At 60.4% G+C, this 13061-nt stretch carries 19 protein-coding genes; 1 reads left to right on the top strand and 18 read right to left on the bottom strand.

Annotated features, from left to right (window positions below; all coding sequences use genetic code 11):
• Window positions 1-240: 240 nt before the first annotated feature.
• Complete coding sequence (locus NK214_RS11915) at window positions 241-927, top strand: NYN domain-containing protein (RefSeq protein WP_253314570.1); 687 nt, start codon at window positions 241-243, stop codon at window positions 925-927.
• A gap of 30 nt (window positions 928-957) precedes the next feature.
• Here NK214_RS11915 and NK214_RS11920 read toward each other — a convergent pair whose 3' ends face one another.
• The 18 genes from NK214_RS11920 to NK214_RS12000 form a co-directional block, all read right to left on the bottom strand.
• On the bottom strand, window positions 958-1302 hold the full coding sequence (locus NK214_RS11920) for a hypothetical protein (protein ID WP_253314571.1): 345 nt from the start codon (window positions 1300-1302) through the stop codon (window positions 958-960).
• Window positions 1303-1324: 22 nt separating this feature from the next.
• Entirely contained in the window at window positions 1325-2230 is a 906-nt protein-coding gene (locus NK214_RS11925; RefSeq protein WP_253314572.1) for a BRO family protein, read from the bottom strand.
• Window positions 2231-2479: 249 nt separating this feature from the next.
• Window positions 2480-3592: a hypothetical protein gene (locus tag NK214_RS11930; RefSeq protein ID WP_253314573.1), complete on the bottom strand. Its 1113-nt coding sequence runs from the start codon at window positions 3590-3592 to the stop codon at window positions 2480-2482.
• A gap of 66 nt (window positions 3593-3658) precedes the next feature.
• Window positions 3659-3913 (bottom strand): pyocin activator PrtN family protein, encoded by a 255-nt coding sequence (locus NK214_RS11935; protein ID WP_166454037.1) that lies wholly within the window; start codon window positions 3911-3913, stop codon window positions 3659-3661.
• Window positions 3914-3923: 10 nt separating this feature from the next.
• Window positions 3924-4190 (bottom strand): hypothetical protein, encoded by a 267-nt coding sequence (locus NK214_RS11940; protein WP_166454038.1) that lies wholly within the window; start codon window positions 4188-4190, stop codon window positions 3924-3926.
• 160 nt (window positions 4191-4350) lie between these two features.
• Window positions 4351-5292, bottom strand: coding sequence for a DNA cytosine methyltransferase (locus NK214_RS11945; protein WP_253314574.1), 942 nt, complete (start codon window positions 5290-5292; stop codon window positions 4351-4353).
• Complete coding sequence (locus tag NK214_RS11950) at window positions 5282-6463, bottom strand: RNA-directed DNA polymerase (RefSeq protein WP_253314575.1); 1182 nt, start codon at window positions 6461-6463, stop codon at window positions 5282-5284. Before NK214_RS11950 ends, NK214_RS11945 begins: the two co-directional genes overlap by 11 nt.
• A gap of 209 nt (window positions 6464-6672) precedes the next feature.
• The gene (locus NK214_RS11955) at window positions 6673-7029 is read right to left on the bottom strand and encodes a four helix bundle protein (protein ID WP_253314576.1); all 357 of its coding nucleotides are present in this window, start codon (window positions 7027-7029) and stop codon (window positions 6673-6675) included.
• A 47-nt stretch (window positions 7030-7076) separates the two neighbouring features.
• Window positions 7077-7676: a DUF1566 domain-containing protein gene (locus tag NK214_RS11960; RefSeq protein WP_253314577.1), complete on the bottom strand. Its 600-nt coding sequence runs from the start codon at window positions 7674-7676 to the stop codon at window positions 7077-7079.
• A 59-nt stretch (window positions 7677-7735) separates the two neighbouring features.
• Entirely contained in the window at window positions 7736-8344 is a 609-nt protein-coding gene (locus NK214_RS11965) for a DUF1566 domain-containing protein (protein WP_253314578.1), read from the bottom strand.
• A 250-nt stretch (window positions 8345-8594) separates the two neighbouring features.
• Complete coding sequence (locus tag NK214_RS11970; RefSeq protein WP_253314579.1) at window positions 8595-9134, bottom strand: phosphohydrolase; 540 nt, start codon at window positions 9132-9134, stop codon at window positions 8595-8597.
• Window positions 9131-9805, bottom strand: a complete 675-nt coding sequence (locus NK214_RS11975) for a 3'-5' exonuclease (protein ID WP_253314580.1) — start codon at window positions 9803-9805, stop codon at window positions 9131-9133. The genes NK214_RS11970 and NK214_RS11975 overlap by 4 nt, the downstream gene beginning before the upstream one ends.
• Window positions 9806-9897: 92 nt before the next feature.
• Window positions 9898-10743 carry a DUF2303 family protein gene (locus NK214_RS11980; protein WP_253314581.1) on the bottom strand — a complete coding sequence of 282 codons (846 nt, stop codon included), beginning with the start codon at window positions 10741-10743 and terminating at the stop codon, window positions 9898-9900.
• Window positions 10744-10777: 34 nt separating this feature from the next.
• The gene (locus NK214_RS11985) at window positions 10778-11152 is read right to left on the bottom strand and encodes a hypothetical protein (protein ID WP_253314582.1); all 375 of its coding nucleotides are present in this window, start codon (window positions 11150-11152) and stop codon (window positions 10778-10780) included.
• A 29-nt stretch (window positions 11153-11181) separates the two neighbouring features.
• Window positions 11182-11505, bottom strand: a complete 324-nt coding sequence (locus NK214_RS11990) for a hypothetical protein (protein ID WP_253314583.1) — start codon at window positions 11503-11505, stop codon at window positions 11182-11184.
• A 162-nt stretch (window positions 11506-11667) separates the two neighbouring features.
• Window positions 11668-11838, bottom strand: a complete 171-nt coding sequence (locus NK214_RS11995; protein ID WP_166454049.1) for a hypothetical protein — start codon at window positions 11836-11838, stop codon at window positions 11668-11670.
• A 2-nt stretch (window positions 11839-11840) separates the two neighbouring features.
• Entirely contained in the window at window positions 11841-11975 is a 135-nt protein-coding gene (locus NK214_RS25010) for a hypothetical protein (protein ID WP_256477428.1), read from the bottom strand.
• Window positions 11976-12303: 328 nt separating this feature from the next.
• Entirely contained in the window at window positions 12304-12978 is a 675-nt protein-coding gene (locus tag NK214_RS12000; RefSeq protein WP_253314584.1) for a S24 family peptidase, read from the bottom strand.
• Window positions 12979-13061 lie beyond the last annotated feature (83 nt).

Genomic DNA, 13061 nt, shown 5'->3' on the forward strand with positions numbered 1-13061 from the left:
TTGTTCTTTTTCGCTAATAATCACGTCGAATTCTTCCCGCCATTAGGCGGCCCCGCTGGCCTGAGCCGGCGGATATGTTCTTCCCGTGCACTTGAGGCGCGGCCCCGTGAGCCCGTGCTTGCGGAAATCATCCCGAGTGGTACGCTACTCGGCCCCATGGTCCTGTGACCATGGGTAGTCATCCTGCTGAATAAGCAGCCCCGGCAGCCTGAGCTGCCGGTTTTCTTTTGTGCGCCGGTTATGACAGATATAGTCCCCAAGAAACGTGTTGCATGCTTTATTGATGGCTTCAACCTCTATCACGCGGTGGATGAGCTTACCGACCGCAGGACAAGAAAGAGGATGAACCATCTCAAATGGCTCGATCTGAAGAGGCTTGCGGGCTGCTTTATCCAGCCGAGCATTGAGGAGGTCACGGCGGTTTATTACTACTCCGCGCTGGCGACATGGCTGCCAGATGCCCAGTCCAGGCATGAGGTCTACCTCAAGGCATTGGAGTCTACTGGGGTCACGATCAGGCTGGGAAAATTCAAGAAGAAAGACCGCCGGTGTAATAGCTGCGGTGTGACTTGGGTTGGGCACGAAGAAAAAGAGAGCGATGTAAACCTTGCTTTGGAATTGCTGAATGAGTCTTGGAGAGACTCTTTCGACAAGGCCATCATTATGACTGCCGACACCGATTTGGTACCGGTCATCAAGATGGTCCGAGCACAGTTCGCCCATAAGGAAATTGTGGCCGCGATACCGGAAGGTCGATATGGCAATGCGCTTGATTTGAGGCATAACAGTAGCCTTTCGCAGCGCATCAAGCAGCATCACATTGAGGCCTGCCTATTTGGGGCTTCATTCACGGCCGTTGATGGCTCTGTGCATCCCCGTCCCCATAAGTATCATCCGCCAAGAGTCGCGCCTGGTGGGAGGAAATGAAAAAGCCGGCCATGTGGCCGGCTTCTTACTTTAGGCGCTCTCGCCGTACTTCATCCACAACCCCATACCAAACACTGCCCCGAACACCGCGCCGACCAGGCGGGTTTTCACAATCGAGGCCAGGAGCTCTTCCTTCGCGCCGCTGGCCAGCAACGCGATCTGTTTTTCATCGCTGAGCGCAGCCCACAGCAGATCGCCGCCCTCCTTGAGTAGTAGCACGGCGGCGAGCACAACGCCGGCCGCCAGGAAAGCGTAGAGGATGCTGCGCCCCATCATCTCGGCCACCAGTGCCCCGAAGGCGATGATAAAGGCGATCAAGAAACCGGTGCCGAAGAAGGCCCAGAGATAAGCCGATAGCTGGTCAAAAAATCCCATCTTGTTCTCCTGTGGTGACAGATCAAAGCTGTGGAATAAGCGGCTGGTCAAGCCGGCGCACAGACTCGGCGCCATCGAGCACGCGGAGCCGGCGTGCCATCTCATTCAGCAGGTCCGCCGCGGCCTGGGAGTCCCTGCAGACCAGCTCAACGACGTTCGCGTCCACCACATTGCAGCTCTCAATGTTCTGCGCGCCAATCAGCTTGCCGTCCCGGCCGACCACTACCAGGTAGCGCCCCTCGGGCAGGTTGGCCAGCCGCTCGGATTGGGTGGGCGTGGCCGGCAGGCAGTCCCCTTGCCGGGCTAACTGGGTTCGCTTGCTTTCAAGCCGGGCCTCCACACGGCGCGAAAGCTCGTTGGTGCCGATGCGGCTGACCCACTCGAGCGCCCGCTTGCCCTGGCCTTCGGTCATTTCGTCCAGCGATGCCACGCTGAACTCGCAGCATACTTCTTCCTCGAGCAGGCTCCAGAATTCACTGCGATATTGACCGGCCAGCACGTCATGTACAAAGCCGAGGCGTTTGACGATCGCCTCGCGGGTGGCGGTGAACATCCGTGCGCTATCGGCAGGGGCCGCCTCCGCCAAGTCGTGGCTGACTTGGTCGAGTACATCGAGCACCCAGCGCCGGAACGCCTTAGCGACCGGCGTGCGTGCAAACATGGCGATGAGGTGGGTGCCGCGAAGCGAGAAAATGCGGACCTCTTTCTCGGATTCGCCGTTGCCGAAACCCTTGACCGTCAAATTGACGGTCAAGGTCATGTTTTCCGTGAATTCGTCCTTGTTGCGTTCGTAGATACGGGCAACAGAGTCCTCGCGGGCATAGCCGAGGGCGCGTGCAATGTCGCCCGAGCGGAGCCACGGTTGGCCGCTTCGGCAGACAACATCAAACGGGGTGTCTTGGAAGGTAAGAGACTGGGAAGTGGTCATGTGACCTCCATGGAATTTAGAGTAGGTGACCACCAAAAATGGTGGCCGGGGGCACTCTCGGATCCATGGGAACCGCGTCACGCCTTCCTCTTTCGAGTCTGCTATAGCGTGTCTCTAACCCGGCCATTGAGGCGTACGTGCCCGACGCGCAGGTGCGCGCAGGCACAAAAAAAGCGCCAAACTTACGGGGGCGTGAGGACCGCCATGGATTTTGAGAGGTCTCCAGTATCCCGCGTCTGGCCAAGACAGTCAAATCGAAGCGCATTCGAGCTCGGGGTAAAGCTTTTCCGCCTCGCGGTTGAGCTGATGCACCCGCTCTTTCCAGATCGGGTCGGTGGGCGGGGTAAAGTTATATGTGCGCCCAACTCGATGTGAAAACTCAATCGCCTCCAGCAGTATCAGATCAGGATGGGCTGCGAGTTTGCCTGGCAGGACGACTGAGGCGTGCTGCCCAAGCTCTCCCACCAGATCCTCGTAGAAGATCGACTCCACGAAGCGCGCCAGCTTGCCGTCAAAGCTGGCGAACCACACCGTATAAGCTCCGCCGCCGATGTCGAGCGTTTCGCTTCTGAGCACCATGTTTAGGAAGCTGATGTCGCAGGCGCCGTTGTGCGCCAGGCGCTGCAGCTCTCGGCCCGAAACGCTGATCTTGTCTCGGACGAACGGGGCAAAATTGTCGATCAGGCGGTTGCAGTAGGCTCGTTCCTGGGCGTTGAGTCGCCAGCCGCTTCTCTTTGCCCGGGCCTCCAGGTCGCCGAGCACAATCCTGGCAATCAGCATTTCCTTGGCGCTGAAGCAGTCTACCCACTTGCGCATCAACGATAAAAACCGGTTGTACCGCTCCATGGGCGTGGTCAGCGCCTGGTCGTTGGCGGCGATCAACATGCATAGCAGCAGCAGGTAGGGCATGCGCCGGACCATGGCTTCGTCTTCTGGCATGCATTCGATGCAACCGATGGTAGGGGTGCGTTCGCGGTGCTCGCCATTTGGGTCGTGCGGATCGTCGATTAGGCCCGGGGCATACATGGCCCAGAATTCATGGTACTGCCTGACGATATTGTCGAATGCAGCCGGTTCCAGTTCTGGCAGCACAAAGCCTGGGCTGATCGAGATGGGGATATGGTTGGCGGTGGCCTGGCTCACCAGTTTGACCAGTTCGCCGAGGCCACTCTTTGCCAGGAGTTGCTGATTTGGAGCGCCTTTTGTTACTTTGACATGCCGTGCGATGTCGAGCACTACATTGGTGTCAAGCACCAGGCTGGTTCCCTTGCGCCGCGATAAGTCCCGCTGCATCTGTTCAAGATTGCATTCGGGAGTCTCGTTGCGGCGGCGGGCTATTTTGATGAAATTCAGTACGGACATCGACTCTCTCGTCAGTTGATCAGCATATTGCATATGCCGTCACCCCGGAGCCGATTCAAGAGGCGTTTAGAGTTGGCTTCGTTCCCAGCTTTCTTTGGCCGACTGCCTCTGCTTGTCTATGAACTGAGCCAGATCGTCGATATGTACCATGACTGGTGCTTTCTGGCTTTCGGCCAGCCGCATGGTAGGCACCGGCAAGGTATTCAGGTTGGCGCGCCGGCGGGCCTCTGCCGGGCTGAGCCCGAAATATTCCTCGCAGATATCGTCCAGCTTCAGCACGGGCCGCTCGTATTGGGCCATCAGCAGGAATGCGGTTTTCATTGTTATCCCCTTATCTCACATGCGCCCAGCTCTCGCGGCGCAGCATCTTCTCGACAGTTCTCACGTGAAGCCCGAAACGGCGGGCCAGGCCAGCGGCGCTGTAGTCGCGGTTGAGCCGCTCTATCAGCCTCTGCTTGCGGGCGTGGAGACGGCGAATTCTGGCCACCACCGCTTCGTCCGCCTTGGCCTGCGGCAGCTCGGTGCCGTGCTTGGCATAGAGCCGGGCGCCAGTGGACTGCCATTCGCGCCGGTCCATGTTGTGTTTGCTGCCTCTCATCAAAAGACCCTCTCTTTTTCTCCCCAGTCGCCCTTCTTCCAGTCATTGGTACCGGGTATCCATTTTTGCCGAGTGCAGGTGGCTCCGGGTTGATGCGTCGGCCGCTGCGGGCCGACGTAGACCTCCTTGCCATTCACCCATAGCGAATAGCGGTATTGCGTCATGCCGCAACTCGCTCCCGTTGTTTCAGCTCGGCCAGCGTCCAGGCCGCCATGTCGCTGCAGTTGGCCCAGATTAGCGCGCGCGCCGGCCCGGGGCTGACACTGTTGCCCACCATGCGCACTTGGGCGCTCTTGCTGAACACGCGACCGTCGTGGCCACGGTCAATGATGTAGCTGGCGGGGAAGCCCTGGCAGCCGTACAGCTCGCGCGGGGTGAGCATGCGTAGGCAGATGTCGACGATCACCCACGGTTCGCCCCTGATCCAGACGGTGACCAGCGCCAGGCGATCGCGGGTGGTGCTGTCGCCGTGGTCCGCCGAGATCATTGTGGTCCATGCCACCTTGTGGCCCAGCGCCTCCAGCTCGCGTACGTACCGGCGCCAGGTGCGGCCGGCATGCTTCGGGTCGGGCACCAGGTATTGCTCCTGCACCGGCACGCGCTCTCCCTTGGCGGCAACGGTGCCGTCCAGCTTCATCACGCGACCCGTGTGTTTGCAGCGCTTGGCGATCAGCCGCCCCCATTGCAGGATCTGCTTTACGTTTTCCAGGGTAATGACGCGTGGCTGGCGCCCAGGTGCGCGGCGCTTGCCCATGCCTGCCCAGCGCAAGCCGACCCACGCCAGAGCGCGGATTTTCCTGTCGCGTGGCTGGCCGCCGGCAGCCTGGCTGTGGTGGGTGCAATCCGGCGAGAGGTGCAGCAAGCCGATGGCGCGGCCGCGGGTCGCTTCATACGGGCAGACCTCAAACACGTCGGCCCGGTAGTGCTCGGTTTGTGGGTGATTGGCGGTGTGCATCGACACCGCGTCCTCGTCGTGGTTAACCGACACATCGGAGTGTCGTCCAAGGGCTTGCTCGATGGCGGTGGACATCCCGCCACCGCCGGCGAACAGGTCGACGATGATCTCGTTGTCCATGCCGAGTAAGAATTGATCACGAATCATGGCTGACTCTCCGAAATGTTTTGTTGAGGCTGTGATTGATAGAGTGGCTGCGCCGGCGCAGTACATTGGCTAGCCGGGCGCGGTCGTGATGACTGTTGGTTGCTTGGCCGAGCAGTCCAAAGTAGCTGTTTGCGGCTTCGAACAACGACTCTTCGCCCATGTGGGCGCAACGCTCGATTGCCTGGCGGTAGCTGCGGCGGCGGGTTGTTCGAGCCCATGGCTTGATCACCTGGCCGACGAAATCGACACCGCGCGATACAGGTTGCAGAATGGTTTTCTTGGGATTGATTCGAACGTGCAGCCGCTCCTGCAGGAACGCTTCGATTTGCGCCTTGGCCTGGTTCAGCCACTGCGCCGATTCGTGCAGCAGGATGAAATCGTCCACATAGCGGATGTAGTGCCGGGCGCCGATCTGGTGCTTGGCAAACTGATCTAGCGCATTCAAGTAGACATTGGCGAAGAACTGCGACGATAGGTTGCCGATCGGCAAGCCCAAGTGGGCCGGCTGGTTCATCAGCCGCTTGTGTGCCGGGACGAGTGCCATCAGCTCCGGCCGCCCGCGGAATTCAAAGTCGCTGCGCGGGTCGTGGAACAGGATCTGCTCGGCCAGCGCCATCCACCAGGGCTCGCGCACGCGCGCGGCCAACTGGTGGCGCAGCACGTCTTTGTCGATGCTCACAAAGAAGTTGGCTAGATCCAGCTTCAGGTAGTAGGCCGGCTTGCTCCAGTTCTCCGTAATGCTCCGGATCTTGGCCTCCAGTCGCTCGGCGGAGTACAGCGTGCCGCGCGCCGGGATGCAGGCGCAGCTATCGGCAATGAACGCGGCGTGAAAGCGGGGCGAGATCCGGTTGTAAAGCAGGTGATGCACGATGCGGTCCCGGAAGTCGGCCGCCCACACTTCGCGCGGTTTCGGTCGGGTGACGACGAAACAAATTGACCGCCCTGGCTTGTAGGTACCGACCTGCAGCTCGTCGAATAGACCGACCAGGTTGCGTTCCAGGTTGGTCTCGAATGCCAGCGCGCTGCGGCTGTTCCGCTTCGTGCGCCGGCAATCGAAATAGGCCTCTACCAAGTCGCGGAAGGAAAATCCAGCGCGCACTGCACTTGAATCTGCGGACTGCCCGCGCGCGGAACTCGTTGTTCTTGTGGTTGTTGTTCTGGTTGCCATCATTGAAGTTCTGATTCCATGCGTTGTTGGGCGAAAACTGCGTCTTTTCGTACGATCTACGTCGCACTGCCGAAGGCGGTGCCGATCAGCAGTGAAACTGCGCCAGACCTGCCCGGCTGCTGCCGGCGGTATCCCTAGAGCGCATGTCGGTGGCCTCGTGAGCCAGCGGTACGACCAGATTCAAAATCACACGGGCCTGGCCGCCTTGACGGTCAGGCAGCAGGTGATGCTGCGGCATGCTTGCGCCAGCCTTGTGCTTGTTTCCCGACCTTATCGGTCAGCTCAATCGCCGCGGCATACTGGCCGTGAGAGATCAGCCGCATGTCGACGGAGAGCCGCAGGGTTAATTCGACTACCTGCAAGTGCTCCAGCAGCTCCACCAGGTGTGGCACCTTGTTGCGTGCCGCGTTGGCGCGATAGACCAGGATCGAGAGCGTGACGCACTCTTTGCGCAGGTCATCGCCCAGGGAGCGTTTGAAGTCCCTATGCATGCTGGCCGTCAGTTTGGTAACCAAGGCCAGCAGGTCGTAGGTGACCTTGTAGATCGGGAGTTGTGTATGCAGTGCCATGCTGGATTCGAGCGCGGGCTCGCGCCCGCGCTTAAATGGTTAAAGGGCTAAATGGATAAGGTTCTGCGGACTGCCCGCGCGCGGAACTCGTAGTACTCGTGGAGGTAGTCCTGGGTGCCATCAAGGAAGCCCTGACCCCAGGCGCCGTAGGGCGAAAACTGCGTGCTGGTCCAATACCAGTCCTTCTCGAACAGTTCTGGCACGTTGGCATAGCACAGTGCAGACTCGCGGCGGGCAGGCAGATACCAATCGGCGTGCCCGTCGATCACCAGGCCCGCCGCCCACTCGGCAGCCGGGTGTTCATGCTCGGAGCGTGCCAGTGCCAGAGTGTTGGCCCGGCCATCCCATTCGCTCTTGGCGCCCGGTTCGTCCTCCTCGCAGCCGCCCCAAGCGATTTCCTGCATAAAGCCATCGGCGCCCTCGGCGACGATCAGGTGATAGTCGGGCTGGCCGTTCTCGCCGCGCATCAAGCCGGCATAGATACCGCCATGAGCCGCCCAGTATTCGCCGATGCGCGGGGTTTTCTGAGCCGCCGCCGCCGGGTCCTTGGCATGCACGAAGCTGTCGATCAGGATGCGTGCTGCGTCTTCGGCCGGCACGGTCAGGGTGGCTTTGCCGATCGGCAAGCTGATGGTCTGTTGCTGCATGGCTCCCTCCTGGGGATCAATGGCCGAGCGCTTCGCGCCCGGCTAAATGGCTGAATGGATTAATTGCTGATGCGAATCTTGCGGACTGCCCGCGCGCGGAACTCGCTGAGCTCGTGGTTGGTGCCCTGGCTGCCATCACCGAAGTACTGAACCCATGCGTCGTAGGGCGAAAACTGCGTAGATGCCCAATACCAGCGGGCGTCGAAAGCCTCAGGCTGGCCATCCTGGAAGGCCTCCACGGCGGTCTGAGCTGGTGACTGTTCGGTGTACGGAAACCCCGGCGGCACGCTGCTGGCGTTGTCGCCATCGCGGAACGAGCAGTAGTTCTCATCCGTGGTCGGTTTCAGGTTGCGGTACAGAATCTCCAGCTCGTCGCGGCTCGGCAGGTACCAGTCGGCAAAGCCGCCGATGGTCAGGCCCAGCGCCCACTTGGACAGGTCACTACCGGCATCGGTCATGGCTTGGGTATTGGCCTTGCCATCAAAGCAACTGCGCGCCCCTTCAATGTCCGCGCCGTATTCGCCCCACTTGCCGGTGGTCTCGCCTTCGGCCTTGGGCGCAACGATCAGTGCAAATTCGTCAGTGCCGATACGGAAGCGACCGGCAAAAAAGCCGCCCTCGAAGGGGGTGCCAATGTCGGCGGGAGTGGTATTGGTAGTCATGTCCATGTGCTGCTCTCCAAAAATTGCATTCTCAGAATGCAGGGGGTTCAACGGTTTTGCGGCGAGGCCGCTCTGGGTGTGCTCAAGACGGTTCATACTTCGCCGCCGTCGCTCTCAACCAAGTCAGCCGGGTAACGTGACTCGCAGCAACTCGGGCATCCGCATTCCGCGCGCGGCAGGCGCATCGTTTCGCACTCGTCCGCCGGCTGTGCTGAGCGCGGGGTGATGTGGTGGCAGGTGTAGGCTTGGTACTGGCTCACGCTGCGGCCCTTTCCCCAGTCAGGTGCTCAAAGGTGGTCAGGAACATTTCCTTGGCACGGTGGCTGCTAGCCGCTTCAATGGTGTTCGGTAGGGGGCTCAAACCGGCAAGACACGGCCACGGTGCGTGGTGGGCCGGCATCAGGTCGCGTTTCTCGGTGGCCAGAGCCACCAGGTCGGCGCGCTTGATCTCGGGGTGGCGGAACAGGGCCGGGTCGATGTCGAACGCGTGGGCGACGGCGAGCATGATGCGGTGCTCAATGCAGACGTAGCCTTCCAGGTGCGGCTTGACCGGGCTGGCTACGTCGCAGATGAAAGCCTCGCTCGCGTCGTGCAGCAGGGCGGCCAGCGCCAGCTCGGCAGGAACAATATTGCTGACGATGCAGCTGTGCTGCGCCACGCTGTAAAACTCGCGGGTGTGGCCGTTGAAGCGGCAGATATGTGAGAGCGCGTGTGCGATGTCGTTGATGTTGATGGCGGCCGGGTTCGGGTTTATCGGGTCGAACGCGGTGCCGCTGTGGGTGAGAATCCAGCTCATGCCAGCACTCCTTCCGTGGTGTTTTTAACGTGGCGCAGCGACTCAATGAGGGCTTGCATACCGGGTTCGCTGAGTTGCTGGCCTGGAATATCCAGCGTGATGCAGGCGATGCTTGAAAGCGTCAGAGTGCGCAGAAGTGCGGCCAGTACGTCCGCTTCGTGTTCTGCGTCGTGTAAGGCGTGATGCTTGATCTTGTCCGCCGGGAACTCGGGCAGCTTGGTTTCCGGGTAGAGGTCCAGCACCAGGCCGCGCTGGCTGCGCAGGCAGCGGTTGCGCCAGAACGGCCAGCGCAGGCCATGCTGGGTAAAGGCATGCTGTAGCTGAGCGTTGTCGAAATCCGAGCCGTTGCCCCAGATCGGGTACGGGTTGAGCTGCAGCCAGGTTTGTAGGGAGTGCATGGCAAGCCAGATCGGCAGGCGCTGGCCGTCATCTTCGAATGCCTCAGAGAAGGCTTCGTCAGACTGTTCAAGCCACCAGTCCACAGTTGATTGGCTGACAGTACGGCCTGGCTGACGATGGCCGGTATCCCACTGCAGGCGGCGGTACCATCTGGCCAGCGGAGTTGCCTTGCCGTTCTCGATCTCCACCGCTACTGCACCAATGGTGAGCAATACGGCACTGGGCGCGATGTCCAGTGTTTCGTTGTCGATGATGATTTGTCGGGTTTTCATGTTTGCTTCCGGCTGTTGAGCTTCCCGAAGCCGCCGCGCTGCTGCTTTGCAGCGGCTTGAGGAAGCCGGCCCGGGTGGGCCGGATAGGTTGGTTACACGGCGCCGAAGTAGATCGGGCAGTCGGTGATCTGCTTCTGTAGTTGCTCGATGGTTTGCTTGGTGGCGGCTTCCAGTACCTGGTCGGGGCGGTGCAGATCGAACCAGATGGTGAGCTGGCCGCTATCGCGGTTGATGCGGAAGCGCAGGAAGGCTTCGATGAAGTAGCCCTGCCCGCCGGCGTAGGGCACGACACCGATGCCAAAGCGCTCGAACATCTGCAGCTTGCCTTTGGTCTGGTCGTTGCCTTCTTCCACGTACTCGAACTGGACTTGGCCGTTCTGCACCTTGGTGCCGCTGCGGTAACGCACGGTGCTGGTCATTTCCAGATTGGTGACGAACTCCAGCATTTCGGCGGCGCTAGGGTATTTGCGCTGCTCGTCAAGCGGGTTGGTCTCAACGATGTTGGCGATGTTGTTGGTGAGGAAGGTGGCCAGCGCCATCTGATCGAGCTTCTTGCCGTTGTTGGTGGTCCAGTTTTTCCAGTCCACGGTGGTTTGCGGATCGAAGCGCACGATGTGGTCGCCAAAACCGGTATCCGCTTGGCTGTCGCCGTTGACGATGGCCTTGAACTTGACGCTGTTCGCCGCATAGTCAGCGTCCACAATCACTTGGGTGCCGGTCTGCTTGTGACGGTTGACATAGTCGATGAAGCTATCCAGCTGGTGCAGGTTGGTGATGCCCTTCTTGCGCAGCGGAGCTTCGCGCAGGTCTTCCAGGCGGGTGTTCTTCCAGCTGCCGCTGGCGTCCGGCTGCAGCAGGAACGGCGTGCCGTTGATGGTCTCGACAAACGGTTTTTGTGCGGCGTCGAGGGCGGACTGGATCTCGTTCACTTGGGTCATGCGGGGTATTCCCTATGGGTTGAGGTTGGGTGAATTAGTTGGAGCCGGCGGCCTTGAGGGCTGCCGGTGTGGCCGGTACGGCGGCCAGCGGCGCGCTGGCTTCCGGCTTGGGTACGGCAGAGAGGTTGAGTTCGGTCTGGCGCGGGTCTTGGCGCTGCAGGCTGCCGGACGGCTGGGCAAACATGAGCGTGCCGGCCTTTTTCTCGCGCGGGATGACAGACTTGATGTCGTCGGTGATGGTAACGACGGCGTCGCCCTTGCTGGCTGGGTCAAAGCTGATCTTGACGGTGACGCTGCCCTTCTTGCCGGTCGCTAGAACGGCATTGACAACCTTGGCCATCTCTTCGGTGAGTTCTTCCACCATTTCTCCGGCGCGGATGTCACGGAGTTGGTCGGTTGCTGCTCGCATGATTGAATCTCCTTGGGGTGAGTGCTGGGTTAGCTGGCCGCCAGGCAGGCGTCGACCGCCTCGCGGATGGCAAAGGTGACTGCCTTGCCGCGCGGGAAGCGGGCAAAACGATCGAGATTGATGACGCGGAAGGCGCGAACGTTCTGGTGCTGGCCCGATTTCTTCACCACAACCAGCAGCTGCTTGCCGAGACCTGGGGCCGGTATCAGCAGGCCGGGAGCGGCTGCAGCCGGATCGAGGCCGTGTACCTTGGTGGCGGCGTTGTGGTGCTGCTCGGCGATCTGCTTGGCGACATTCGCCACGCGGGCTTTGTCGCTTGCGTGGCCGCCGGTGATCAGCAGGACTTTTGGCATGGATTTCTCCTTGTGAGGGTCGGGGTAGGCCGCCGCACTAGGCGCCGGCCACGTAATCAGCGAGCTTGCAAGCCGCGAAAAACAGCCCGGTCGCAATGGCTCCGCGAAGGGTGCCGAAGATGAGTGCGCAGGCCAGATTCCAGGTGGAGTGCAAGGTGCGGGTCACTGGAGCGCCTCGCGCTCGATTCGGCGGTCTTCGATCGCACGGCGGGCTGCTGCGCGGCGCTTGTCCGCTTGGGTGAGTGCCGGCGGCAACGGGCCGCCAAGCTCTTTGCTGCGCTGAATGGCGCGGCGTTCCAGATAGTCGGGTTGTGGGTAGTGACGGGTCGCCATGGTTAGCCCTTCTTGATCGCAGGGAACACGGCGTTGCCATTTACGAAAAACGGGCTTTTGATGACCCAACCATCAGCGCGCAGTTGGCGTGCGCACTCGTCCGTTAGGAACTGAGAGGGGATATCCAGGGCTGCCATACCATCTCCTAAACATCACGATTTGTGATGTGCGAATCATCACGCAATGTGATGTATGGGTCAACCGTTTTTGTGATGTGAATTCATATTTGTGATTTTTGTGGCGGACGGGCAACAAAAAACCGGCTGAGAGCCGGTTTTTGTGATGTTGAGCTTGCTGGGCGTGAGGTGATGGACGCAATTAGAGCGCATCAATTAGGTGGTGCCGCTGAGCGCGCGGCACTCGGCCTGCGCTTCGCATGGGTGGCTTGTTATGTGGAATAGCTAGGCGGGCTGACTTGAACGGCGATGTGGCGAGGAAGGGTGCTGCGGGCGCTTGTGCGCTAGATTAACCGCCGCGCCACACCACGTGCCCAAATATCCTAATGAACTCGGCCTGTTCGGCGGAAATTTCGATGTCGCGGTACCGCTCGTTGTCCGAGTGCAGGATCAGGGTGCCGCCGGGCTGCTTGAAAATACGCTTGATGAACCACTCGTCATCGAAACACACAGCGTAGACCTCGCCGTCTTTCGGGGCGGTGTCGCCTGTGTCGATCATGACCGTGTCCCCATCCGCCAGGTAGGGCTGCATTGAGTCCCCGCGCACGTATAAAGCCTTGAGGCTCTTGGGGTCCAGGCGCCGGGCGTTAAGGAATCTGCGGCGGAAGGCCAGGGGGTCTTTCTCGTGAACGACCCAGGCAAGATTGCCGCAGCCTGCCGACAGCCTAAGGTCATGCCGCTCGACAAAGATATAGTCCTCGGCATCCAGTTCATCTGTCGCTTCGTATGACACGATGAGGCCGGTTGCGGTAGGAGACTCTTCCTCGCCGAACAGGATTTCCTTGACGCTGACGCGCAGGGCCTGAGCGATCGCTTCTAGATCGCTCAGGCTGGGCTCGCGCTTATCGTTCTCGTACTGGCTGATGCGCGACTGGCTGCCCCACCCGCACAGCTCAGCAAGTTCCGGCTGTTTAAGCCCGGCTTTCTCGCGCAGTTCTTTCAGACGTTTGCCGATGTGTAGCACTTTGTTTTCCTCCTGCCTCGAAAGTTATCACATCCTGTGATTAATTGAAATCACATGGCGCGCTGCAAAAAAATCTCGTTTTG

The organism is Chromobacterium sp. S0633 (genome assembly GCF_024158805.1).
Lineage (GTDB): Bacteria > Pseudomonadota > Gammaproteobacteria > Burkholderiales > Chromobacteriaceae > Chromobacterium.